General features: G+C 67.4%; 21 protein-coding genes. 9 read left to right on the forward strand and 12 right to left on the reverse strand.

Annotation, left to right across the window (positions count from 1 at the left end):
* Positions 1–90: 90 nt before the first annotated feature.
* Positions 91–1,245 (reverse strand): acetate kinase, encoded by a 1,155-nt coding sequence (locus KTR40_RS14955; RefSeq protein WP_228404244.1) that lies wholly within the window; start codon positions 1,243–1,245, stop codon positions 91–93.
* 137 nt (positions 1,246–1,382) lie between these two features.
* Here KTR40_RS14955 and KTR40_RS14960 point away from each other — a divergent pair, with 137 nt between their 5' ends.
* Positions 1,383–1,688 carry a hypothetical protein gene (locus KTR40_RS14960; RefSeq protein ID WP_228404245.1) on the forward strand — a complete coding sequence of 102 codons (306 nt, stop codon included), beginning with the start codon at positions 1,383–1,385 and terminating at the stop codon, positions 1,686–1,688.
* A gap of 31 nt (positions 1,689–1,719) precedes the next feature.
* Here the strand turns inward: KTR40_RS14960 and KTR40_RS14965 are convergent, their stop codons facing one another.
* The 5 genes from KTR40_RS14965 to pta form a co-directional block, all read right to left on the reverse strand.
* Complete coding sequence (locus KTR40_RS14965) at positions 1,720–1,971, reverse strand: hypothetical protein (protein ID WP_139030251.1); 252 nt, start codon at positions 1,969–1,971, stop codon at positions 1,720–1,722.
* Positions 1,968–2,663: a DUF2306 domain-containing protein gene (locus tag KTR40_RS14970; protein WP_139030252.1), complete on the reverse strand. Its 696-nt coding sequence runs from the start codon at positions 2,661–2,663 to the stop codon at positions 1,968–1,970. The genes KTR40_RS14965 and KTR40_RS14970 overlap by 4 nt, the downstream gene beginning before the upstream one ends.
* Complete coding sequence (locus tag KTR40_RS14975; protein ID WP_139030253.1) at positions 2,660–3,349, reverse strand: hypothetical protein; 690 nt, start codon at positions 3,347–3,349, stop codon at positions 2,660–2,662. Before KTR40_RS14975 ends, KTR40_RS14970 begins: the two co-directional genes overlap by 4 nt.
* Before the next feature lie 159 nt (positions 3,350–3,508).
* Positions 3,509–6,232: a LuxR C-terminal-related transcriptional regulator gene (locus tag KTR40_RS14980; protein ID WP_205677053.1), complete on the reverse strand. Its 2,724-nt coding sequence runs from the start codon at positions 6,230–6,232 to the stop codon at positions 3,509–3,511.
* A 62-nt stretch (positions 6,233–6,294) separates the two neighbouring features.
* On the reverse strand, positions 6,295–8,373 hold the full coding sequence (gene pta / locus KTR40_RS14985) for a phosphate acetyltransferase (RefSeq protein WP_139030254.1): 2,079 nt from the start codon (positions 8,371–8,373) through the stop codon (positions 6,295–6,297).
* Between the two features lie 268 nt (positions 8,374–8,641).
* On the opposite strand from pta, the gene KTR40_RS14990 reads away from it, so the two are divergent.
* Positions 8,642–9,124 carry a hotdog fold thioesterase gene (locus KTR40_RS14990; protein ID WP_139030255.1) on the forward strand — a complete coding sequence of 161 codons (483 nt, stop codon included), beginning with the start codon at positions 8,642–8,644 and terminating at the stop codon, positions 9,122–9,124.
* 6 nt (positions 9,125–9,130) lie between these two features.
* Entirely contained in the window at positions 9,131–10,498 is a 1,368-nt protein-coding gene (gene paaK / locus KTR40_RS14995) for a phenylacetate--CoA ligase PaaK (protein WP_228404246.1), read from the forward strand.
* 4 nt (positions 10,499–10,502) lie between these two features.
* Here the strand turns inward: paaK and KTR40_RS15000 are convergent, their stop codons facing one another.
* Positions 10,503–12,335, reverse strand: coding sequence for an MBL fold metallo-hydrolase (locus KTR40_RS15000; RefSeq protein ID WP_228404247.1), 1,833 nt, complete (start codon positions 12,333–12,335; stop codon positions 10,503–10,505).
* 139 nt (positions 12,336–12,474) lie between these two features.
* Here KTR40_RS15000 and KTR40_RS15005 point away from each other — a divergent pair, with 139 nt between their 5' ends.
* From KTR40_RS15005 to KTR40_RS15015, 3 genes are all read left to right on the forward strand, one after another.
* Entirely contained in the window at positions 12,475–13,083 is a 609-nt protein-coding gene (locus KTR40_RS15005; RefSeq protein ID WP_228404248.1) for a TetR/AcrR family transcriptional regulator, read from the forward strand.
* A 211-nt stretch (positions 13,084–13,294) separates the two neighbouring features.
* Positions 13,295–14,410 carry a S1C family serine protease gene (locus KTR40_RS15010; RefSeq protein WP_228404249.1) on the forward strand — a complete coding sequence of 372 codons (1,116 nt, stop codon included), beginning with the start codon at positions 13,295–13,297 and terminating at the stop codon, positions 14,408–14,410.
* A 12-nt stretch (positions 14,411–14,422) separates the two neighbouring features.
* Positions 14,423–14,728, forward strand: a complete 306-nt coding sequence (locus KTR40_RS15015; protein WP_139030259.1) for a hypothetical protein — start codon at positions 14,423–14,425, stop codon at positions 14,726–14,728.
* Between the two features lie 85 nt (positions 14,729–14,813).
* Here KTR40_RS15015 and KTR40_RS15020 read toward each other — a convergent pair whose 3' ends face one another.
* Both KTR40_RS15020 and paaZ read right to left on the reverse strand, forming a co-directional pair.
* Positions 14,814–15,209: a VOC family protein gene (locus KTR40_RS15020; protein WP_228404250.1), complete on the reverse strand. Its 396-nt coding sequence runs from the start codon at positions 15,207–15,209 to the stop codon at positions 14,814–14,816.
* Between the two features lie 175 nt (positions 15,210–15,384).
* Positions 15,385–17,496: a phenylacetic acid degradation bifunctional protein PaaZ gene (gene paaZ / locus KTR40_RS15025; RefSeq protein WP_228404251.1), complete on the reverse strand. Its 2,112-nt coding sequence runs from the start codon at positions 17,494–17,496 to the stop codon at positions 15,385–15,387.
* Positions 17,497–17,658: 162 nt separating this feature from the next.
* Between paaZ and KTR40_RS15030 the strand changes: the two genes are divergently transcribed.
* Complete coding sequence (locus tag KTR40_RS15030) at positions 17,659–18,102, forward strand: PaaI family thioesterase (RefSeq protein WP_139030262.1); 444 nt, start codon at positions 17,659–17,661, stop codon at positions 18,100–18,102.
* Between the two features lie 3 nt (positions 18,103–18,105).
* On the opposite strand, the gene KTR40_RS15035 is transcribed toward KTR40_RS15030, so the two are convergent.
* Both KTR40_RS15035 and KTR40_RS15040 read right to left on the reverse strand, forming a co-directional pair.
* A complete protein-coding gene (locus tag KTR40_RS15035; protein WP_228404252.1) occupies positions 18,106–20,649 on the reverse strand; it encodes a S1 family peptidase in 2,544 nt (847 codons plus the stop codon).
* 107 nt (positions 20,650–20,756) lie between these two features.
* Entirely contained in the window at positions 20,757–21,374 is a 618-nt protein-coding gene (locus KTR40_RS15040) for a tyrosine-protein phosphatase (protein WP_228404253.1), read from the reverse strand.
* Positions 21,375–21,608: 234 nt separating this feature from the next.
* Between KTR40_RS15040 and KTR40_RS15045 the strand changes: the two genes are divergently transcribed.
* The gene (locus KTR40_RS15045; protein WP_228404254.1) at positions 21,609–22,412 is read left to right on the forward strand and encodes an SGNH/GDSL hydrolase family protein; all 804 of its coding nucleotides are present in this window, start codon (positions 21,609–21,611) and stop codon (positions 22,410–22,412) included.
* Between the two features lie 20 nt (positions 22,413–22,432).
* On the opposite strand, the gene KTR40_RS15050 is transcribed toward KTR40_RS15045, so the two are convergent.
* Entirely contained in the window at positions 22,433–23,041 is a 609-nt protein-coding gene (locus tag KTR40_RS15050; protein ID WP_139030264.1) for a GNAT family N-acetyltransferase, read from the reverse strand.
* 74 nt (positions 23,042–23,115) lie between these two features.
* Here KTR40_RS15050 and KTR40_RS15055 point away from each other — a divergent pair, with 74 nt between their 5' ends.
* Entirely contained in the window at positions 23,116–23,349 is a 234-nt protein-coding gene (locus KTR40_RS15055) for a DUF6480 family protein (protein WP_139030265.1), read from the forward strand.
* Positions 23,350–23,361: the final 12 nt, after the last annotated feature.

The raw sequence follows: 23,361 nt of genomic DNA on the forward strand, positions 1-23,361 counted from the left end.
GAGAGCGTCCGGGGAAAACCCACATTGAGTGAGAGAGCGTCCGGGGAAAACCCACATTGAGTGAGAGAGCGTCCGGGGGCGGGGCTGGGTTTAACCGCTGACGACGGCGGCTGTCGCCTCGGCGATGGCGCGTTCCTCGTCGGTGGGAACCACCAGGACGGGAATGGCGGACTGTGCCGTGGAAATGACGCGCGGTTCCCTGGACCGCTGGGCATTTAGGCCGGCGTCGAGCTCTATGCCCAGGGCGCCCAGCCGGTCCGCCACCAGGGCACGGAACTGGTGGGAGTTCTCGCCGATGCCGGCCGTGAAGACCAGTGCCCTGGCCCCGCCCACCGCCACGTGGTACCCGCCGATGTACTTGGCCAGCCGGTAGGACGTGACGGCGAGCGCCGTCGCGGCCTTGGCATCGCCTGCTTCGGAGGCCTCCACTACCGAGCGCATGTCGTTGTTCCCGGCCAGTCCCTTCAGCCCCGATTCGCGGTTGAGCATGGTGTCGATGTCCTCCGGCGTCCAGCCTGCCCGGCCAAGGAACACCAGGATGGACGGGTCCAGGTCCCCCGAACGGGTGCCCATCACCAGGCCTTCGAGCGGTGTGAAACCCATGGAGGTGTCCACCGACTGGCCGCCCCGGATGGCTGTGACGGAGGCGCCGTTGCCCAGGTGGGCGATGACGCCGTCGAACTCTTCCACGGGAATGTCCAGCAGCGCTGCCGCCCGTCGCGCAACGTACTCGTGGGAGGTGCCGTGGAAGCCATAGCGGCGGATGCCGTGGTTGGTGTAGAGCTCATCCGGCACGGCGTAGCGCCAGGCGTGCTGGGGCAGGGTGCGGTGGAAGGCGGTGTCGAACACGGCAACCTGCGGCATGTCCGGCCACTTTTTGGTGATGGCCCGGATCCCCAGCACGTTGGCGGGGTTGTGCAGCGGCGCCAACGGATTCAGCCGCTCGATGGCCCGGGTGATCTCGTTGTCGATCAGCACCGGCTCGGCGAAACGCTCGCCGCCGTGCACCACCCGGTGGCCCACGGCGCCCAGTTCGAGGTCCCCCAGTTCCTGGTGGATGGCGGCGTCCACCTGTTCCAGCGCCTCGGCGTGGTCCCGCGGGCCCTCGATCTCGCCGTCCCCGTCACCGCCGTTGCCCATGCCGATTTTCTCGATCAGCCCCTCGGCCAGGACGCTCCCGGCGGCGACGTCGCGCACCTGGTATTTGAGCGAGGACGAGCCGGAGTTGATGACGAGCACGAGCATGAGGGGCCTCCTGAGGCTTGCTTCTGCGGTTCAAACCCCACTATAGGTGGGCGCGGCGGCCGTTTCCTTGCGGAGGGGGCCCGGCTGCGCCTAGAGTCGGGGCGGACAGGCTGGACCACGCCCGAGAGGACACTGCCATGACGAACGAACCCACTTCGATTGACGAGAATGATCCCACCAACACGGGATCCAGCAGCACCGCTCCCCTGAATGCCCAGGCGGATTCGGACACCGGCTCCGGCTCCGGGACCAAGGACCCCACCGGCATCGAGGGCGCCAACCCGGCCCTGGACGACACCGGCAACCTCAAGGCCGCCGAAACCGGCGAAGCCCCCGAAGCCCCGGAGAACACCGAGGACCTGGACCTCACGCCGCAGGGCCTTTCGGACGAACCCGCCAAGCAGGAAGACCAGGACAGCCTGGCCAAGCCGGACAACAGCTGACCCATGCAAACGGCGACGGCGGCCCTGGCACTTACCGCTGCTGGCCCTCGTCCACCGGATCCACTGCCGCTACGGAGATCAGGACGATCCCGAGGTTCCGGACCCTTGTAAGGACCCCGTGGAGCGCTGCCTGGTCTGTGACGGAACCGCTCAGCTTTGTGGTGCCGTCCCTTTCGCGCGACAGTGTGAAGGGATCGAACCAGGCCGACCAGCGCTCGTCCAGGTGCCCGCCGATACGGATCTCGTATCTGGTGGGCACTTGGTGTTTTGGCAGCGCACTCATGATGTCCCCACTTTGTCCGCCAGCGCGTTGGCCTTGCCGCCGGTGCGGTCACCGCCGTGGTGGCCGCCGCGGTGGATAAAGTGCTCGGCCACTGCGAGGTTGATCACCCAGCCTGCACCCAGGGCCAGGTCGTTGGTGAGCTCGGTGACCCCGAACAGGGCCTCCCCGAAGCCCTGGGTGAACACCTGCGTGCCGGCGCCGAGGGCCAGGGCATAGGCCCGGGCCATCCAGGCCCGGTGCCGGCTGACGTCACCTCGGCGGACCGCTGAGAGCCCCACGAGGATAAAGGCGGCCATGCTGAACCCGAACGCGATCCGGAAAACGAACGCCAACTCCCCCGTACCCGGCTGGCGGGCGAAGAACAGCGTCATCCACAACCCAGAGGCCGCCACTGCCAGCCCGAGGCCTACCGCGCCCCGGCCAGCTATGCGGTGCCAGCCCGGATGGCGATGCCGGATCCCCGGAGCGAACTGGAATGCCCCGAGAAGCGCGTATGCCACGGCGCAGATTATGTGCACCACAACGGGGACGGGTGAGGCTGTCATGCGCGGGTTTTCCGGCAAGAGGTGTGGTCCGCCCGCCAGTTCCACGAGCCGCAGGGTTCCGGCGATGGCTGGGAACAGTACGAGGGCGAGCAGCGCGAACGGTAGCCAGCCGGTGGGCCGGGACCGCGCAGCTGTCCGGGTGGTCACCTGGCACCTTCCGGATGGAGCGGCGTGCCGACGGTACCCGGAGTGGTCCCGGCGGCCGGGGTGCGGAGCCCGCTCCACAGGGAGTACCCCAAACCAATCAGGGCTACGCCGATGGGAACGGCGAACAGCCTGTCATTGACCTGCGGCAGCAGGGGCAGGGCGAGGGTGGCCACGGACCCGGAGGCGAGCAGCGCAGCGGCCCAGCGGGCAAGTACCCTTGCGCGGAAGAGCGCAATGCCGAAGAGGAGGCCGCCGCCCAGGAAGCTGGCCGCGGCGGCCAGGTTCAGGCCCTGCATCAGGCCGATGTCGCCGGAGACAGCGTCCCCCGTGACGGTGGCGAAAACGTCGTTGACGTACCCGGGCGTACTGCGGGCGAGAGTGGGCAGGACAACGGCGCCGATGACTTCGATGCTGATCATAATGAGGTAGCCGGCGGCGAACACAAGGTAGCCCACCAGCCCCGGCAGGCGGGCCTCGGCCACCTGCCGGAGGTACATCCCGGTGATGGCCGCCAGCGACAGTCCCGCCATGAGCACCTTCAAGGTTTGGCGGACCATGTACTCAGTAGTGGTGGCGAAGGACGCATCCAGGTGCGGGTGGTTGATCTGGACACCGATGAACAACAGGCCTGCTGCAACTGCGCTCAGCCCTGCCCAGCTCATGAGTTTGGTGGTGCTGATGGACATGTTTGGCTCCTTGGCATATTTGGTCGACGCCCTGCCGGCAACTCAAAGGTAGGGGCCGGCAGGGTGACGCCGCCTCACCCGGTGATGTGACTGCCAGGGTGAAAAATGCGCGGCAGTTCCGGACGGATCAGCTGTGGGCCGAGAACCACTGCCAGCCGACTACAGCAGGCCGAGGTCGTGGGCCGTGCGGACTGCGGCGCGGCGGCTGGTGACCCCAAGCTTGGTGAAGACGTGCCTGGTATGCGTACGCAGCGTGTTGTGCGAGATGAACAGCGCGCGGGCGATCTCCGGCCCGCTCAGCTCACTGTCGAGGTGCCTGAGGACCTGCAACTCGCGCGCACTGAGCGGTTCAACGCCTGACGGCGGCTGGCCACCGTGGGCGGCAGGCGGCGGCTCCATAGACGCCTCCAGGGCAAGCAGCCGGTGCGCGGCGGCAGCACCGCCGTCGTGCGTTGCCGCACGCAGCAGCTCTAGCATGGGCGGGCCTTCGTCCAGGAACAACCGCACGTACTCGTCCGGTTCGGACAATCCCGCCAACACGGTGCCGAGCATCTCCCGCGCCAGGAGGTGCGAACCCAAAGCATCCTGCGCGAGAGCCTGCAGCATCCGGATTTCCAGCACGCTGCCGGCCCGTCCGGCCGCCGCCGCGGCGGCAAGCAGCCGGTCCAGCAGGCCAACTACTCCTTCGGCCGTGCTGGAATCCGGCTGGGCGCGCTGCTGGGCAATAAGCAACCGGGCAAAGGTGAGGTGGCTGTACTCGTCCAGGTAGCGAGCTTCATCGGTCACGGAGATCCCTTGGGCCCGTGCCCAGCCAGCGGCCTCGGCGAGGTCGCCCCGCCGTACCCGGATCCTGGCCTTGACCGCCGGAATGGGGCGCACATCGGGGAAGAACCCGGGCCGGAAAAGCTGCTCCGCGTGGTCCAGGTAGCTGAGGGCTGCCTCTGGACTGCCTTCGTCCTGTGCCACGAGTCCTTTGGCCAGGTACCACCGGTAAAGGCTTTCGGTCATGGGTTCCCGCTCCGCGAACGGTTCCGCCGCCTCAAGATGCAGCCGGGCCCCGTTGAGGTCCCCCGACTGCCGGCAGACCTCGCTCAGCCCCACATGCAGCTCTGAGCTCGCCCGCACCATGGAGTCGCCCAGGGACTCGGCCTGCCGGAGCGCGTTGTGGTAGATCCGGCGCGCCTGGCCGGGCCGGCCTGCTGAGAGCCACATGTCTGCGAGGATCACCGTGCTGCTGAGCTCGTCCAGCAGGTTTCCGGCAGCGTGCAGGCTCGCCACAGCCTCAGTGAAAGTGCGGAGCGCTTCGTGCACGTCACCGTCCGCCCATGCGGCGAGCCCCAGGAAACCGCCCGCAGCACCCCGCACCAGGTGGTGGTCCGGGCCCGCAAGATCGAGGGCGTTCCGCGCATGCGCCGACGTTTCGGCGGCATCGCCCCTTGCCTGCGCCAAAGAGGCGCGGTAGATCGCGATGGTGGCACCCAGCATCCGCCACTCTTGGTCACCGGGCTGCAGCATGGCCCCAGCTGGCGCTTCCGCGGGTGCCCGCCCCGTGTCCGCCAGGGCGCGTTCGGCGTCGGCAAGCCGCGCTTCCACTCCCGGGAAGTCTCCGGAAACCATCAGCATCCCCCCATAAAAGACACTGAGTAACGGGCTGCGCCGAATGGCAGCGTCCGGGAGCATCTTCAGCCAGCTGAACAGCAACGCGTCCTGGCGGCTGCGCCGGAGCATGGGCACGGCAGACTCAACCAGGTGCGCCGCGCGGTCAAAGTCCCGGCCTTCCATGGCATGCCGCACGGCGTCCTCCAAGAGCCCCTGGGACTCATACCAGCGGCTGGCACGCTGATGCAGCTGCGGAATCTGCCCCGGCTCCTCGCTGAGCAAGCGCCCCCGCAGGACATCGGCGAACAGGTGGTGGTACCGGTACCACTCGCGTTGATCGTCCAGCGGGATGACAAAAAGATTGGCGCGCTCCAGTGCCACAAGCATGTTTATCCCGTCGCCGCCGGCGGTGACCGCATCGCAGAGGGGCCCGTTGAGCGCGCTCAGGATGGCGGTGTGTAGCAGGAACTGGCGGATGGCGGCTGGCTGATGCTCCAGGACTTCGTCCACCAGGTAGTCCACGATGTACCGGTCATTACCGGCGAAGCTTTCGATGAACCCGGCTGGGTCCGGGCGGCCCCGGAGCGAGAGGACGGCGAGCTGGAGCGCCGCAATCCACCCCTCAGTCCGCTGCTCCAGTGTAGCCACGTCCGCGTCAGTCAGTTCCAGGCCTGCCGCGCTCAGATAGGCCGCGGCCTCGTCAGGGGTGAACCGGAGATCAGCGGCACGGATCTCCGCCAGTCTCCCCCGGGCCCGCCAGCGGGACAGGGGCAGGTCCGGATCGGCCCGAGTGCTCAGCACAACATGGACCTGCGGCGGAAGGTGCTCCAGGAAGTAAGCCACTCCGGTGCTCACGGCGCCGCTGTCCACCGAGTGGTAATCGTCCAGCACCAGCCACACGTCATGAGGCACTGCAACGAGATCATTCACCAAGGAAGTGAGCATCAGCTCGGTCGCCGATGGCGAGGACCCCAGGAGCTCCAGCGCCGCGGACCCGACGCCTGGAGCAGCGGTTCGGAGCGACGCGATGACATAAGCCCAGAAGGCGCCGGGCTCGCTGTCCGTGGGATCCAGGGACAGCCAGGCGGCACACCGGCCCTTGCCCGAGCCTTCACTGAACCAGTCAGCCAGCAGCGCGGTCTTCCCGAATCCCGCCGGGGCAGCCACCAGGGTCAGGCCGGGCTCGGCCCCGCGGTCAAGGAGGTCCCTGAGCCGCGGCCGGGCCACAAATCCCCGCCGCGGCGCTGGAAGGTAGAGCTTGGTCGCCATCGTGGCACGTTTCACGGGTGCCCCTTCCTGCCACGCGACGGCGGCACCCCTGGCGGGTGCCGCCGTCGAACCTTAATCTAGGAGGCCGGCGCCTGCGCCTGGATGGCGGTAATGGCCACCGTGTTCACGATGTCCTCCACCGTGCAGCCGCGGGAGAGGTCGTTGACGGGCTTCCGCAGCCCCTGCAGGACAGGCCCCACAGCCACCGCCCCAGAGCTCTGCTGCACCGCCTTGTACGTGTTGTTGCCGGTATTCAAGTCCGGGAAGATGAACACGGTGGCCTGGCCTGCAACGGACGAGCCCGGCATCTTGGACTCGGCGATGGAGGCGTCCACGGCGGCGTCGTACTGGATTGGGCCTTCGACGGCGAGGTCCGGCCGGCGCTCACGGACCAGCTCGGTGGCCTGCCGCACCTCGTCCACCGCCTCGCCGGAGCCCGAGCCGCCGGTGGAGTAGGACAGCATGGCCACCCTCGGCTCCACCCCGAACTGCGCGGCGGTCTCCGCCGAAGCCAGCGCAATGTCCGCCAGTTGCTCCACGTTGGGGTCCGGGTTCACCGCGCAGTCGCCGTACACCAGCACCCGGTCCGGCATGAGCATCAGGAACACCGAGGACACGATCTTCACGCCCGGGCGGGTCTTCACGAACTCCAGGGCCGGCCGGATGGTGTGGGCCGTGGTGTGGGCGGCGCCGGAAACCATCCCGTCCACCACGCCCAGCTGGACCATCATGGTGCCGAAGTAGCTGACGTCCTGCATGATCTCGAGTGCCTTGGCCAGGTCCACGCCCTTGTGCGCCCGCAGCTCCGCGTACTTCTCGGCAAACTTCTGCCGGAGATCGGAGGTGGCGGGGTCAACGATGTTGATGCCGGTGAGGTCGATGCCGTTCGCTGCGGCCAGCTCGCGGACGTCAGGCTCCGGTCCCAGCACGGTGAGGTCACAGACGTCGCGCCGGTGCAGGATCTCCGCCGCGCGCAGGATCCGCACGTCCGTCCCCTCCGGCAGGACCACGTGCCGCCGCTGCGAGCGGGCTCGTTCGATGAGGTCGTGCAGGAAGCGCAGCGGCGTCATCCGCTCGGCCCGCGGCAGGTGCAGGCGCTCCACGAGTTCGGCTTCATCCACCCGGCGGGACCACAGCCCCAAAGCGGAGGCCACCTTGCGGCGGTGCCCGGACCAGATCTCGCTGCGGACTTCCGAGACCCGGCGCGCGGTGGTGTAGGTGTCCTCCTTGGCGGCGAACACGGGGAACGGTGCCTGCGCCAGGAGCGGGTAGATGTTGGCGTCCGGCGCAAGCCCACCGGTGAGGATCAGCGCCGACGCCACCGGGAACTCGGGCGAAAAGGACGACGCCAGGCACGCCACCATCACGTCGGCCCGGTCCCCGGGAACGATCACCAGCGCGCCCTCGTCCAGCACGTTCAGGAAGTTGCCGACGTTCATGGCCGCCACCTTGATGTCCTTCACGTCGCGCTCCATGTCCGGACGGCCGGCAATCTGCCGGACCCCCAGCGCCGTGGCCACCTCGCCGGTGGTGGGCCGGGCGATCTCCTCCAGTTCCGGCAGGACATAGACGGGGCGCTTGGACGCGCCGGGCTTCACAGCGGCCCCGATCGCTTCCACGTCCTCCGGGTCCGCACGGTTCACCAGGATGGCCAGCAACGAGCACCGTTCTGCGGCAAGTTCCTTCCGGGCAACCTCGACGGCGGCCACAGCCTCCGCCACGGTCCGCCCCTTCGCGCCCACCACAGCCACCACGGGGGTGGCCAGGTTGTTTGCCAGGCGGGCGTTGAGGTCGAATTCGACGGCGGAGTCCTGGCCCACCAGGTCGGTCCCCTCCACGATCACCACGTCGCAGTGCCGCGAGATCTCGGCGAAGATCTCCACGCAGCGGGCATCGATCTCGGCGCGGTTTCCTTCCGCCAGCAGGTCACGGACTTCGGTGTAGGTCAGGCCCCCGCGGCACCGCTCATCCTCCAGCGCGAAGCGGGATTTCATCAGCGCCACCATGGGATCGGCCGCCGCATCCGGGCCGTGGACCACCGGCTTGAAGAAGCCGATCCTGTCCGCGTGCCGGTGCAGGGTGTCCGCCAGGCCCAGGGCAACAAGTGACTTGCCCGAGCCCGGGGTGGTTGCGCTGACGTAAATGCCTATGCCCATGGTCCGCCCTTTGCTGTGCTGGTGCCGGTCCCTCCATCCTTGCACCCCGGGCGCCCCAAATGGCAAAGGTGCGCGCCGCCGTCGTACGTTCCAGCCCGGTTGCTTTTCCGGTCACCGTGCGGCGCGCCGCGTACGACGGCGTGCCCCCGCCTTGGTGCGTGGGACGGCCGAAGTAACCGGGCAGGAACGCACGCATCCCCTTGACACGGGACCCCTCCATGGGATTACCTAATGAACATTCGGTAAATAAAGCTGGAGGCAATGACGCATGGCTGAGACCACCCTTTCCGGGCCCACGCACCAGATCCTGGAGAACGACTACGCCTCCGAGTGGATGGGCATCCAGGTCCTCGCCATCAGCGACGGGCACGCCACCATCCGGATGACCCTCCGGCAGGAAATGCTCAACGGCTTCGGCATGGCCCACGGCGGAATGATCTTCGCCTTCGGGGACACCGCCTTCGCGCTCGCGTGCAACCCGGCCGTGCCCGCCCCCGGCGAGGAAAACAGCATCACCGTGGCCTCCGGCGTCGACATCAACTTCCTGAAGCCCGCCTTCCGCGGCCAGGTGCTCACCGCCGTCGCGGACCGCCGCTCCAGCGCCGGACGCAGCGGCCTGTACGACATCCAGATTTTCGCCACTGACGCGGAGCCACAGACGTCCGCCGAGCCAGGCCAGCCCACCCCGAACCAGCCCGGCGAACTCATTGCCGAGTTCCGCGGACGCAGCCGCACCATCCCCAAGAAGTAGGAAACCATGACCCTGCATGCCCCCGAATCCCCCGCAGCCACCACTGCAGCCGCCACAGCAGCCGGCGCCGGACTGGACCGCGAGGAGACCATCTCCCGCGACGAGCTCGAGGCCCTCCAGCTCAGCCGGCTGCAGCACACCGTCGCCTACGCCTACGAGCGGGTGCCCCTGTACAAGCGGAAGTTCGACGACGCCGGCATCCACCCCAACGACCTGCGTGAACTGAGCGACCTGGGCAACTTCCCATTCACCACCAAGGACGACCTGCGCGAAGAGTACCCGTTCGGCATGTTTGCCGTGCCGCAGCACGAAGTAGCCCGCGTGCACGCCAGCTCGGGCACCACGGGCCGGCCCACCGTCGTCGGCTACACCAAGCAGGACCTGGCCGACTGGGCCAAGCTGGTGGCCCGCAGCTTCCGCGCCTCCGGCATCCGCCCCGGCATGAAGGTCCACAACGCCTACGGGTACGGCCTGTTCACCGGCGGCCTGGGCGCCCACGCCGGCGCCGAAGCCCTGGGCTGCACCGTCATCCCCATCTCCGGCGGCCAGACGGAACGCCAGATCCAGCTGATCCAGGACTTCAAGCCGGACGCCATCCTGGCCACGCCCACGTACCTGCTCACGATCGCCGACGCCATGGCCCACATGGGCATCGACCCCGCCTCCACGTCCCTGAAGTACGCGGTGCTGGGCGCCGAGCCGTGGACGGAGGAAATGCGGCACGAGCTCGAGGTCACCATGAACCTCAAGGCTTGCGACATCTACGGCCTGTCCGAGGTGATGGGCCCAGGCGTGGCGGGCGAGGCAGTGGAGACCCAGGACGGCAGCCACATCTGGGAGGACCACTTCCGCCCTGAAATCATCGACGCCTTCAACCCCGTGGTGGGCAAGGAGAACGTGCTGGGCGACGGTGAGCACGGCGAACTGGTGTTCACCTCGCTGACCAAGGAAGCGCTGCCCATCATCCGGTACCGCACCAAGGACCTCACGCGCCTGCTCCCCGGCACGGCCCGCCCCGCGCACCGCCGGATGGGACGCATCACCGGCCGCAGCGACGACATGATCATCCTCCGCGGCGTGAACGTGTTTCCGTCGCAGATCGAGGAAATCGCCCTGCGGATCCCCGAGCTGAGCCCGCACTTCCAGCTGGAGCTCACGCGTCCCGAGGGCCAGCGGATGGACCAGATGACGGTCAAGATCGAGCGCCGGGATTCGGTCAGCATCGAGCAGAGCACGACGGCGGCACGCACCTTGAAGGAACAGATCAAGATCCACGTGGGTTCTTCCTGCACGGTTGACGTGGTGGAGCCGGGCTCGCTTGAGCGGTCCAACGGCAAGCTCCGGAGGATCTACGACCTGCGGCCGAAGGGGTAGCCGCTCAGGTGGCGCCGGCGGCTTCGGCCGCCGGCGCTTCTCCGGGCACCATGAGGACAAGGTTCCCCACCACGTCCCCGCGCTCCAGCCGCGCGTGCGCCTGCCCTGCCCCAGCCAAAGGAAACCGGTCCGCGATGACCGGGCGTATGCGCCGGGCTTCCAGGAGTCCATACAGCGTTGCCCAGGCGTCCATCAGCGGCTTCCGGTCCAGCCGCCAGGATGTTGTCCCGTAGAGCCGGATCCGCTTGCCTTTCGGGACCAGGTTCTGCCGGGCGGCCCGGGCCAGGAGGCGCAGGGTTGCCCTGGGGCTCCCGGGATTGGCATACTCCACCAGCACCCCGCCGGGCCGCAGCACGGCCAGGCCGGTGTCCGCCCAGTCCCCGCCGGCCCCGTCGAGGACCGCGTCGACGCCGGAAGGTTCCAGCCTTTGCAGGGCACTGGCCACGTCCTCACGCTTCGCGTCCAGGGGCACCACCCCGTGCTCAACGAGCCAGGGGTGTTTGGCGGGGAGATCCACCCCGTACATCCTGAGCTCCAGCAACTGCCCCAGCTGGACGAGCGCCGTACCGATCCCGCCGGCCGCGCCGAGGATAAGGATGGCCTGGCCGCGCCGGATCCGGGCCACGCGGGAGAGTGCCTGGTGGGCCACGAGGTAGTTCAGGGCAACAACCACCGCCTCGCCGGCGTCCAGTTCATCGGGAACCCGCATCATGGGGTGTGAGCTCACGAAAACGTACTCGGCGTACCCGCCCTTTTCCGTCATCACCACCACCCGGTCCCCCGGCGTGACTGCGGTGACGCCGGCGCCTACGGCATCCACGACGCCCACCACGGCGTAGCCGGGAACAAAGGGGAACGTCGGCGGGTAGGTGGAGAGCCCGTTCCTGGCCTGCACGTCCACGGCGCTCACGCTGCACGCCTCGACCCGCACCCTGGCCTCGCCCCGGCGCGGCGTCCTCAGCCGCCGTCGTACAACCTCCATCACTTCCGGCCCGCCCACGCGGACAGCGGCCACGCTGCGGTACTCCGCAGGCCCCTCGGGCAACGCCGCGTTTGAAGCCGCGCCGGTGCTCGCAGCGGCCAGCCCTTCCAACTGGCGGGCTGCAGCCGGCCCGGAAATCACCTCCCCGTGCCCGCTGGCCAGCACCCGCGGCCGAAGCCGGGCAAGCGCACCGATGGAAGCCTCCGCCGTCGGCCGGTCCCAGGTGGCAATCCATGGCGGGCCGCTGGCCTTGGGCGTCCGGCCCAGGAGGCCGCGCGGCGAGTTCACGTCCGTGGCCAGCACCGCGTCTCCGGTGAGCAGCACGCCGTCCGCCTCGCGGAACAGGGCAACGTGGCCGGGTGTGTGCCCCGGGGTGGGCACGCACCTCCAGTCCGGCAGCCCCGGCACGCCGGCCGCCAGATCGAGAGGACGCACGACGGCGGTCAGGTCCGTCGCGGGCATGGCACCTTTCGGCAGGACCTTCTGGAGGGGACGCAGCAGCCGCCGGTCGAGGGGGTTGGCGTACTCGTCCAGCAGCTTCCCTGACGCCTGCGGCAGCTCATCCGGATGGATGAAAACCGGCACGTCCCAACGGCGGGCCAGACCCCGAGCCGCCCCGGTGTGGTCCGGGTGGATGTGCGTCAGGACAATGGCTGCGGGTGGGGTGTCCGCGCCAAAGAGGGAATCTGCAGCAGCCGCAATGGCGTGGTCCGCGTTCGGCCAGCCGGCATCCACCAGCACCCAGGCCTGCCCGGAGCGCACAAAATAGACATGGGAGGCAAACCGTCCGCGCCCGGTGGGCAGCTGGTACACGCCGTCCGCAATAGCGGTGGGCTGGGGGTTGCTGGGCTTCATCCCGGCCGGCCTTCCTGGGGGTCAAGCGGCGCTGGTTCGCCTGCCTACCAGCGTGGTCCTCCCGGAGAAAGCGCCACAGGGTCCAAGGTCCCCCGCAAGTAATGGCTAAATTACCGAACGTTCATGAGAAAATGCCGGTATGTCCACAACTGATGCACCCACCAAGCGCGGCCGCCCGGGGTACGACCAGCAATCGGTGCTCCGCATCGCCGTCGACGTCTTCAACCGGCACGGCTACGACGCAACCTCGATGGGAATCCTGGCCGACAACCTGGGCATCTCAAAGTCTGCCATCTACCACCACGTCCCTTCCAAGGGCGACCTCCTCAAGCTCGCGCTCGACCATGCGCTCGGCGGGCTCGAAGCCATTCTGCAGGAACCGGCGGCGACGTCCGGGGCGGCGGACGCGCGCCTGGAGTTTGTGCTCCGGCAGACAGTGGCGGTGCTGGTGGACCGGCTGCCGTTCGTCACCCTGCTCCTGCGCCTGCGCGGCAACACCGAGATCGAGCGGGATGCGCTGGAGCGCCGGCGCGCGTTCGACCACAAGGTTGCCGGGCTCATCTCCGCGGCCCGGGACGAAGGCACCCTGCGCCAGGACATCGATCCGCGGACCGTCACCCGCCTGCTGTTCGGCATGATCAACTCCATCGTGGAGTGGTACAAGCCGGGCGGCTCCCTCTCACCCGAACGGCTGGCCGACGACGTCATCACCATGGCGTTCGACGGCCTGCACTCCACCAAGCCCTGACCCTCCCCAACCAGGTAGCGCTAAGTGTCGTTTTGGACCCTCAAAACGACACTTAGCGCTACCTACTTGGGCTGGGCGTCCCGGTTGAGCCCCCTCAACCGAAACCGCGCCCCAAGAATACTCGCCCTTGGGAATAATAAGGGTGCTTGGTATTAAAGCCGCTTCCCGGCTACCGTTGAAGGACCAGCCAGGATCCGCAGGGAGGCCTCCCATGAGCATCACCACCAGCCGGGCATCACGCCGTCCGGCCCGTTGTTTCCGCACAGCTGCGGGAGGCCTGGTCCTGGCGGCTTCCCTGGCCCTCACGGCCTGCACGGGTTCCACCACTCCTCCCGCGCCCACCGCGACCTCCACCGCCGGCCCCACGTCCGGCGCCACAGCCACGCCAGGCAGCACTGCAGCGGCCCCGGCCCCGGCTGCGGCGGGCGACATCCCCCAGCTCGTGGAGAACCTCGCACCGTCCGTGGTGACGATCTTCACCGAGGGCGGCCTGGGCAGCGGAGTCGTCTACTCCGAGGACGGCCTCATCCTCACGAACGAACACGTGATCCGGGGCAACACCACGGTGGAGGTCGCCTTCGCCGACGGACAGCGGGTGGAGGGAACGGTCAAAGCCACGGACCCCGTGACCGACCTTGCCCTGGTGCAGGCAAAACGCACCGGCCTGCCCAAACCCGTCTACCAGGCCAACCTGCCGCGTGTCGGTGAAGGGGCGGTGGTGCTTGGCTCGCCCCTGGGCTTCGAGAACACCGCCACGGCCGGGATCATCTCCGGACTGCACCGGTCCATTCCCGGATCCGCCTCCAACAGCCTGTCCCTGGTGGACCTGATCCAGACGGATGCCCCCATCAGCCCCGGCAACTCCGGCGGCGCCGTCATCAACATGCGCGGCGAAATCATCGGCATCAGCGAGGCCTACATCCCGCCGTCGGCCGGCGCCGTGGCCCTGGGGTTCGCCATCCCTGCCGCGACCGCCGTGGAGGTGGCGGAGGAACTGCTGGCGGACGGCACCGCAGAGCATGCCTACCTGGGCCTCACGCCGGGCGAACTCACGCCGCAGATCGCCGAGCAGCTCGGCATTAACGCCCGCACCGGCGTCGTAGTTTTGGCAGTGGACGACGGCGGCCCGGCGGGACGTGCGGGCATCCGGCCCGGCGACGTGCTGGAGTCGATGGAAGGCGTGGAACTGAACGCCCCGGAGAAGCTCCTGGCGGAACTCCGCGGCCGCAACCCCGGCGATACCGTAGGCTTCAAGGTCAAGCGGGGAGATCAGAGCCTTGACATCAAGGCGGACCTCATCGCCCGGCCCACAAGTAACACCCGATAGGAAGGTAAGAACATGAGCCACCCCAAGGACGAAGCAGACTCCGGATACATCATCCCGGACCCCTCAAAGGTCCGCGAGGACATTCCCGGCGACGCCGGGGACGAAGCCAACGCCATCCGCTTCAGCGAAGAGCAGGCCCTGATCGAGGAACAGTCCCACGGCATTCGCCCGGACACTTACAGCATCCCCTCCGGCGGTCCCACCATGGCGGAGGCCCGCGGGAACATGGACCTTTCCGATCAAAGCGAGGCCGGGCACGGCACCGGCCGCGAGGATGACAGCAGCGACGACGGCCTGCACGGCGGCGCCGAGTCCTGACCCGTCTCCTTGCCTGAACGGCAGCAGGGGCACCCCGGAAACCCGGGGCGCCCCTGCTTGGCAATTGGGGACGTTCCCTCCGCCGCTACAGTTCGTACTCGGCCTGGACGCCCAGCTTCTCGTGGACGCAGAGGATGTTGTGCTCGGTGTCCATGAACCAGGCACATTTTTCCGAATTCGTGGTGCAGATGTGGTTCTCCGTCTTCAGGTTCGGCAGGTCATAGTCCTGGAACCTTACGCCCCTGGCTTCCATGTCCCGGACTGTCCTCTCAATGTCCGTCACCTCGAAGCTCAGGGCCGTATGCTCTGAGTGCCTGCCGTCCGAGACCGGCATCAGCTGCAGCATCGGGCCGCCGTCGCTGCCGAGCAATTCGCTGCCATCGTCTGCCTTGCCGCGGTGCGGGAGTCCGAGCTTTTCGGTGTAGAACCTACGGGCGCGTGCGGGATCGTCCACTGGCAGGACCGTTGTGGCTGTGTTCATTCTTAGGCTCATAAGGGCCACCTCCTACGGGCAGAATTTTACGCTTCCGCCCGCCGAAAAGATCCAACGCTCCCTCACACAATGCGGCTTAATCACCAACGCTCTCGCACCTATCGCCGGCAGGTGAGAGAGCGTCCGGGGAAAACCCGCGTTAGGTGAGAGAGCGTCCCGGGGGTTACTTCTCCACAAGGGTGAGGACGTCGTAGGTGGCCACGATCTCGTCGTTCTGGTTGGTGAGCACGGCGTCCCACGCCACCTCGCCGTATTCGTCGGTTTCGCGGGGCGTGATCTTCTTGGCCGTGAGGGTCACCCGGATCGAGTCGCCTGCCGCCACGGGGGTGATGAACCGCAGGTTTTCCAGCCCGTAGTTGGCCAGGACGGGGCCCGGGGCAGGCTCCACGAACAGGCCGGCCGCCCAGCTGAGCAGCAGGTAGCCGTGGGCCACAATGCCCGGGAAGAACGGGTTGGCTTCCGCGGCCTCCTGGTTGGTGTGGGCGTAGAACGTGTCACCTGTGGAGTTGGCGAAGGCCGTGATGTCCTCCAGGGTGACCTGGCGCAGGTCCGAGCGGACGGCGTCGCCAATCCGCAGCGTCTCCAGGGACTTCCGGAACGGGTGGGTCCCCTCGGTTTCCAGGGTGAAGTTGCGGTCCGCGCCGGCGTGCCACAGGCCGGTGACGGCGGTGAGCATGTTCGGCGAGCCTTGGATGGCGGTGCGCTGCATGTGGTGCATCACCGAGCGGATGCCGCCCAGTTCCTCGCCGCCGCCTGCACGGCCGGGACCGCCGTGGACCAGGTGCGGCACGGGCGAACCGTGGCCCGTCGACGAGCGCGCGTCCTCGCGGTTGAGCATCAGGACACGGCCGTGGTGCGCCGCGATCCCGGTGACAAGTTCGCGGGCCACGGAAGGATCGTTGGTGCAGACCGAGGCCACCAGGGAGCCGCCGCCGCGGGCGGCGAGGCGGACGGCGTCGGGAAGGTCCTTGTACCCGATCACGGAGGACACGGGGCCGAATGCCTCGAGCGAGTGCACTTCCTCGGCCTCGGGGTCCTGCCAGTTCAGGACGACGGGCGCCATGAACGCGCCTGCCTCCACCACGCCGGTGGTTCCGTCGGCGGAGGTGACCGACGGCGAATCGAGGGTTCCGTACGCAAGCTCACCGCCGGCGTCGAGCATGGACTGCACGGCCGCGCGGACATCGTTAAGCTGCTCCACCGAGGCGAGCGCGCCCATGGTGACGCCTTCAGCCCGCGGATCGCCCAGGACAACGCGCTCGGAGATCCGCTTGCCGATGGCGGCAGAGACGGCGGCAACCAGCTCCTCCGGCACGATGGCGCGGCGGATGGCGGTGCACTTCTGCCCGGCCTTGGCCGTCATTTCCGTAACCACCGACTTCACGAAGGCATCGAATTCCGGCGTCCCTTCCACCGCGTCCGGGCCGAGGATGGCGGCGTTCAGCGAGTCCGTCTCGGAGGTGAAGCGGACCCCGCCCTGCACCACGTTGGGGTGGGCCTTCAGGGACAGTGCGGTGGAGGCGGAGCCGGTGAAGGCCACCAGGTCGCGGTAGTCCAGGACGTCCAGCAGCCCGCGGACGGAGCCGGAAATCAGCTGCAGCGAGCCCTTGGGCAGGATGTTCGATTCGACAATGGCCTTGACCACTGCGGCCGCCACGTAGCCGGTGGGGGTGGCGGGCTTGACGATGGTGGGGACGCCGGCCAGGAAGGCCGGGGCGAACTTCTCCAGCATGCCCCAGACCGGGAAGTTGAAGGCGTTGATCTGCACGGCGACCCCGGGGATGCGGGTGTAGATGTGTTCGCCGGCGAAGGAGCCGTCCTTGGACAGGACCTCCATGGGGCCGTCCACCACCACCTGCGAGTTGGGAAGCTCGCGCCGGCCCTTGGAACCGAACGTGAAGAGCACGCCGATGCCGCCGTCGATGTCGATCATGGAATCCACTTTGGTGGCGCCGGTCTGGGCCGAGAAGGTGTAGAAGTGCTCACGCCGGGCATTCAGGTACTGGGCCAGTTCCTTGAGCTTGAGGGCGCGCTGGTGGAAGGTGAACTGGCCGAGCTCCTGCTGCCCCGTTGTGCGGCCGTATTCCACCACCGCCCCCAGGTCCAGCCCTTCGGTGCTCACCTTGGCCAGGATCTCCCCCGTGCTCGCATCCCTGACTGGAGTCGCGGACCCTGCCGCTCCGGCGTCGGGAGTCCACCATGAGTCCATGATGAAGCTGGGCACTGTCTCCACGGTGTCGACCGTGGCCTGGGGGGCTGTGGCGGTGGTGGTCATCGTTGACGGGTCCTTCCAACAGGGGCAGACGAAAGCGGCCAATGATTACTGACCGTCCGTTCGGTAATATATTTACCATACATGAATGTGCCCCGCTGCACACTAGGAGGCTGGTGCACACTGGAAGCCCGCGCACTTGCCAGACGCCCAGAAGGAGAGCACATGAGCACGCCGCCGAAAGATGCAGTTACGGACCACCACGCCAGCGACAAGGAGCTGTGGAAGATCACCCTTGGCGAACTGGACGAGAAGATGGGCGTGAAAATCATTGAGGAGTCAGTCCAGCGCGTGGTGGCCACCATGCCGGTGGAGGGGAACCGGCAGTCCTTCGGGCTGCTCCATGGCGGCGCTTCCCTTGCCGTGGGCGAGGCCGTGGGGTCCTGGGCCGCGGTGATCCATGCGAGCACCCTGGGCAAGACGGCCGTGGGCGTGGACGTATCGGCCACCCACCACCGCTCCGCGCGGGAAGGCCTGGTGACCATCACGGCCACCCCCATCCACCTCGGCGGCACCCTCACCACCCACGAGGTGCTTATCACCAACGAGGCCGGCCAGCGGCTTTGCACCCTGCGCATCACCAACCTGCTCATGAGGCGCCACAAGTAGCTGCTACCGGGCCGATTGCCGCTTCCGGCGGCGGACCAGCACCATCAGCAGGATCCCGACGGCGAGCGCGGCGGCTGCTGCGATCGCTGCGGAAGCCAGTCCCCCGGCTCCAGTGGCGGCGAGGCTGCTGTCACTGATGTGCCCTGCCGGAAGGACCAACGGCGGGGCATCGACGATGAATGTGAGGTGCGCCGGGGCAGAAGCCACGCCATCCACCGCCTGCGTCACCGACAGGGCGTGGGTGCCCGCTCCCAGCCCGGCGGGGAAAGGAACCCGCCAGGATCCACCGTCCACCAGCACCAACGGTGCCAGGACCAGGGGTACGGAACGGGATGCCGGTGCCGCGCCACCGGCCGCTGTGCCGGAGACCGGCGTCCCATCAAGGGACACCGTCACGTCCGCGCCGTTCAGCCCGGTTCCCGCTATGGCTGACGGCAGGGCGTCCTGCTTGAGGTGTTGTCCGTCGGAAAGGCTCGTTACGGCCGGGGGCGGCGGCATGACGGCGAAGGCCGCCGTGGTGGCCGGGCTGTCCGGAAGGCCGGCGTAGGACTGGACCGCGGTGGCGTTCACCTTGCCGTAGGGGGCCGGGGCCTGCAGTGAAACCGACCAGCGCCCGTCATCGCCCACCAGCGCCGAGCCGGCAACGTCGCCGGAGAGTGTCACCGTGGCACGCGGCGTTCCCGTGCCTTCGACGGTCTTGAGTTCCGGCAGCGGCTGGTTGTCCGGTGTGGTGATCACCGGCGCGAGAAGGAACGATGGCGCAATGACCACGCTCAGTGTCACGGCTCCGGAGCGGCTGAATCCGTTCACGGTTTCGGCAGTGAACGTGAACGGGCCGGGTGCTTCCGGCGCCGTGAAGGCCCAGGTGCCGTCGGACTGCACGGGCACGTCGAACGGCTGCCGGCCGGCATAGGTGATGCGGACCTGGGAACCTTGGGCGACGGCGGAGGCTGGGGCGGCCGCTACCCGGCCCGTAATGCTGGTACCGGCCTTGACCGTCGTGTCCGCAGTGGCCGAGACCCCAGGCTTGTTGAGGAAGAGCTCCAGCTGGTAGCCGGGCAGCACCTCCAGGGATTCCTGCAGGGTGGCTGCCACGGCGAAGTTCAGGGGTGCGGGGTCATCAGGCTGGGGGTCGTCACCGGCGCTGTGGGTGCCCACGGCATAGTTTCCGCTGATCCACGGGCCCCCGGAGTCACCGCCGCTGGACTGCACGTCGTAGGACAGGAAACCGTTGAAGGCCCGGACATCGGCAGGGTCCGCGGGATAGGTGGGTCCTCCCACCAGGAAGATCCCCACGGCAGCCACGGTTCCGCAGGACCAGCCGGTTCTCCACCCGGATCGGCAGACATCCATGCCCACTACAGGGGCGGCAGTGCCGATGATTTTGACGTCCGGCCCGGGCTGCAGCGGGTCACCATACGTGCTGGCACCGGGCAGGGGATCCAGGTCCGGGCGGAGCGCTCCGAGTACCGCGATGTCCGTTCCCACGTTGCCGGGGTCCGTGAGTGCCACGCCGTTCTGGTCCGTGGGAACGTTCTGGTCCAGCACCCTTGCGTTGCCGGGGCCGCCCAGCTGGCTGAACTGGAAGGCACCCAGGAGTCCGGCAGGCGCGCCCTGAAGCAACAGTTCCGCGGTGGTGGCGGTGCCGTCATCGGTACAGTGCCCTGCGGTAAGGACTGCGGGCAGGCCCGAGGCATCAAACGCGGAAAACCCTGTGGAGCAGATGGCGCTGTTGTCCGTCTGGTAGCCCATCCCGCCCGGGACATCCGCCTCAGGTTTGAGGGGCGCGCCGCCGTCGAGCACTACGTTCGCGTACCGTGAGACGAATTCCGACGGCGATATCTTGCCGGGGGCGGCAGTAGTCGCCAGCCCGCCGGGCGGGGTGGCGGGCGTTCCACCCGTGTCCTGCGTTGACTGCGCTGCCGCGATGCTCCCCGTCCGGATGACGAATTTGCCGCCTTCGGAAACCACAGCCTGCAGGCCTGCCGTTCCGACGTCGCGCAGATAAGCCTGGAAGAGCTCATCGACGCTGACTGCGATCCGACGGACCGGGGCCGCCTCAGTTGTTGCAGCGATAGGGGGCTGCGGTACGGGGGACGGTGCCTCTGCTGCTCCCGCTGGGTATGTGGGTGGAACGAGCAGGAAGGTCGCCCCACCTGATTTGTTCAGTTCATTCACCCGTGCCTGCAGGGCAGAACCCACGCCCTGCACTTGAATCTTTCCACTTCCAACACTGATGCCCGCATAACCCGGAAGCACGCGCAGTGAGTCCAAGGCTTCCACCGCTTGCCGCCCCAATTCGCCTGCTGCGTCGAATTCCACCATGCTCATGCCCAAGTCGCGGCGCACCGCGTCAGCGAGTCCGGCATCGGGGGGCGTCGCGGCCTGGCTGGCGGGGGCACTTGGCTCCGGAGTGGGGCTTGCGGTGCTCTCGAGCGCCGGTGATTCCGAAGCGGAGGATCGCGGGACGGCCAGGGCGGGCACCGCAGCCAGTCCCATGGTCAGGGCAATTCCCGCTGCCGTTCCTGTGGCAAGAATTCGTTTCATTCCGGTCGCCGTTCCGCTCGTTCAATGAACACGCCTCGCTCTGCTGTGAAGGCGGACGCTCAAACGAGCCAGTACCAACTGTCACAGGAGTCACATTGGTAACAAGCCTACCGGCCCGCTGTAAGAGTGAGAAGAGCTGTGAGTTCCGCCGAGGAAAGGCCGTGCTCGAGCAAGAAGGCGGTTGAATCCAACTCACGGACGCAAGCCACCACAGCCTGGCCGCGGAGCTCAAGAAGTGGCGCAAGTTCATCTTCCGAAAGGTGCTGCTCGCGGGCGTGGGGCGGGTCGTGGATGCGGTGGCGTTCGTTGATGCCGCGGGCCGCCCGCGCGTAGCCGGCCGCTATGTCCTCATCAGTGTGCCCTGCGAGGTCCTGAACCATCGCGGCGATCATTCCACTCCGGTCCCTCCCGGCAGTGCAGGGAATGAGGACGAAGGAGGAAGCGCCGGCAGCGATTGCATGAAAGATGCCACCGATCTTCTGGGGAAACAGCCTGACGTTGTCGGCGTAGTGAACAGGATCATTGAGGTAGGGGCCGCAAAGGGCCGTGAAACGCGGGTCGCCCGGTTCTTCTGTCGGGGCCGGGACAACTGACATTCCCGACCCAACTGCCTCGGCTACTAAGGGGTCAGTTTCCCTCCGCTGCACCTCCGCCGGGTTGCGCAGGTCCACCACGGTGCGGACCCCGTCGTCGTACGCCTGTTCCAGCCCAGCTCGATGAGCCATTCCGCCTGCCCATGCGGAAGACGCCACCAGCTACGCGCCAGGAGTTCACGGCCCATCCCAGTTGACGGGACCAATCGGGTCGTTCACCGCACAGCTAACCACAGGCTCCTGGATGCTGCACGTTACAAAAACGTCTGGCTAAAAGGGGTCCAAAGACCTCAGGGGCACCGCGCGCATGGCAATACTGTTGCAGCCACATGCTACTCATGTGATTGATGTTCAAAGGAGAATCTAGTGGGAAAATCTACATTGCGCCGCCGACTCCCGGCTTTTGCGGCCGGCCTCGCCAGCCTGGCCATGGCGACGGGCATTGCGGCCATTCCAGCTGAAGCGGCGCCACCGAAGGTGGACTACGTCGCCCTGGGCGATTCTTACGCGGCAGGACAGGGCGCTGTGCCCTATACAGACCCAACCTGCTACGTGAGCCGCAGGGGATATCCCGCGATCGCCGACAAACTTCCGGGTCTCGAACTAACCAACGCGACGTGTTCGGGTCAAATTGTCGAAAACGTCATGCTGGACGTGCCGTCTGTTGCCGACGGCACAGACCTGGTCACTGTTACTGTCGGGGGCAATGACGTAAATACAATGGGCGTACTTGGTGCTTGCATGCCTGCTCCGGCCTCTCAGGCTTGCGCTCAGAGCGTGGCGGGGGCTCAGGAAAAGCTGACCGATGGAAGCCTTGCCGCATCGTTGGCAAGTTTGGTGGCCACAATCCAAGAGAAAGCCCCCGGCGCCAAGGTTGTGCTGACCGGATACCCAAGGTTGTTCGCGCCGGACCAGCCTTTTGCCCCTGTTGCCAACCCGCTGGCCGATATCCTTAACGGGGTTATTGCAGGAGTTGCCGCAAATACAGGGGCTCAGTACGTAGATGTAGCCACTGCATTCGACGCCCACGGCATCGGCTCAACCGATCCGTGGATTACCTTCGACCCCACCAACCCAACAGATCCGGCCAATTTCCACCCAAACGGTAACGGCTACCGGTATGGCTACTACGACTCACTTCGTAGCCAGGGCGCCTTTCGTCTGAACTGACTTCGCCAGAACTCAGACACCTATCCGCGCCGGGCGAGCCTGTACTCCAGCCCGGCGCGGACCATGGGCCATTCATGCTCAAGGATGGAAAACACCACGGTGTCCCGGAGCAGTCCGTCGCGGGTCCGCGAGTGGCTGCGGAGCACACCGTCCTGCTTCGCGCCCAGCCTGGCGATGGCCTCCCGCGACTGGTGGTTTAGCCAGTGCGTCCGGAACTCCACGGCAGGGCAGCCAAGAACCTCGAACGCGTGCCGCAGCAGCAACAGCTTGGAATCGGGGTTCGTGCCGGTCCCCTGCACTGAAGCGGCATTCCAGGTGGAGCCAATCTCCACGCGCGGAGTACCGGCGTCGACATTCATGTAGGTGGTCATGCCAATGATCCGCCCGGGACCTCCGGTGGCTGGATCGGTCAGCCGGGTGGTGAACGGCAGCATGGAGCCCTGCTCCTGCAGGGCGAGCCGCCGTTCGATCTCTCCGGCCATTTCTTCCGGGGACGGCACAGAGGTGTACCAGAGCCGCCACAGCTCGCCGTCCCGCGCCGCGTCCACCAAACCGTCGTGGTGATCTCCGGACAACGGCTCCAGGGTTACATACCGGCCTGTCAGGGTAAGGGGTTCCAGGAAAGTCACGGCACCAGCCTAGGCGGAATCGCCGGGGCCGGTACGCTGGGGAAACACCCAGGACAGCGAGCTAGGGAGTCAACGTGTCAGGAAGCAATCCGGATCCGGAAGAGGACAAGATCACAGGCCTGGAGCCGGGCGGCGGCGTACCGCCAGGGGAAACGCCGCCGGGCGAAGCGTCCACCACCACAACCCAGGGCCACGACGAGCACGGCACCAGGCGCAGTACCCAGTTCATCGTCATCGCCGCCATTGCGGTGGTGGTCCTGCTGTCGCTCCTGTACTTCGTCGGCTACATCGTGGGTATGTTCGACTAGCCCGTGTTCCTG

Source organism: Pseudarthrobacter sp. L1SW, assembly GCF_020809045.1.
Lineage (GTDB): Bacteria > Actinomycetota > Actinomycetes > Actinomycetales > Micrococcaceae > Arthrobacter.

Coding starts and splice junctions, on each gene's coding strand:
- KTR40_RS14955 (WP_228404244.1), bottom strand. CDS start 1,245: ATGCTCGTGCTCGTCATCAACTCCGGCTCGTCCTCGCTCAAATACCAG.
- KTR40_RS14960 (WP_228404245.1), top strand. CDS start 1,383: ATGACGAACGAACCCACTTCGATTGACGAGAATGATCCCACCAACACG.
- KTR40_RS14965 (WP_139030251.1), bottom strand. CDS start 1,971: ATGAGTGCGCTGCCAAAACACCAAGTGCCCACCAGATACGAGATCCGT.
- KTR40_RS14975 (WP_139030253.1), bottom strand. CDS start 3,349: ATGTCCATCAGCACCACCAAACTCATGAGCTGGGCAGGGCTGAGCGCA.
- pta (WP_139030254.1), bottom strand. CDS start 8,373: ATGGGCATAGGCATTTACGTCAGCGCAACCACCCCGGGCTCGGGCAAG.
- KTR40_RS14990 (WP_139030255.1), top strand. CDS start 8,642: ATGGCTGAGACCACCCTTTCCGGGCCCACGCACCAGATCCTGGAGAAC.
- paaK (WP_228404246.1), top strand. CDS start 9,131: ATGACCCTGCATGCCCCCGAATCCCCCGCAGCCACCACTGCAGCCGCC.
- KTR40_RS15000 (WP_228404247.1), bottom strand. CDS start 12,335: ATGAAGCCCAGCAACCCCCAGCCCACCGCTATTGCGGACGGCGTGTAC.
- KTR40_RS15005 (WP_228404248.1), top strand. CDS start 12,475: ATGTCCACAACTGATGCACCCACCAAGCGCGGCCGCCCGGGGTACGAC.
- KTR40_RS15010 (WP_228404249.1), top strand. CDS start 13,295: ATGAGCATCACCACCAGCCGGGCATCACGCCGTCCGGCCCGTTGTTTC.
- KTR40_RS15015 (WP_139030259.1), top strand. CDS start 14,423: ATGAGCCACCCCAAGGACGAAGCAGACTCCGGATACATCATCCCGGAC.
- KTR40_RS15020 (WP_228404250.1), bottom strand. CDS start 15,209: ATGAACACAGCCACAACGGTCCTGCCAGTGGACGATCCCGCACGCGCC.
- paaZ (WP_228404251.1), bottom strand. CDS start 17,496: ATGACCACCACCGCCACAGCCCCCCAGGCCACGGTCGACACCGTGGAG.
- KTR40_RS15030 (WP_139030262.1), top strand. CDS start 17,659: ATGAGCACGCCGCCGAAAGATGCAGTTACGGACCACCACGCCAGCGAC.
- KTR40_RS15035 (WP_228404252.1), bottom strand. CDS start 20,649: ATGAAACGAATTCTTGCCACAGGAACGGCAGCGGGAATTGCCCTGACC.
- KTR40_RS15040 (WP_228404253.1), bottom strand. CDS start 21,374: ATGGCTCATCGAGCTGGGCTGGAACAGGCGTACGACGACGGGGTCCGC.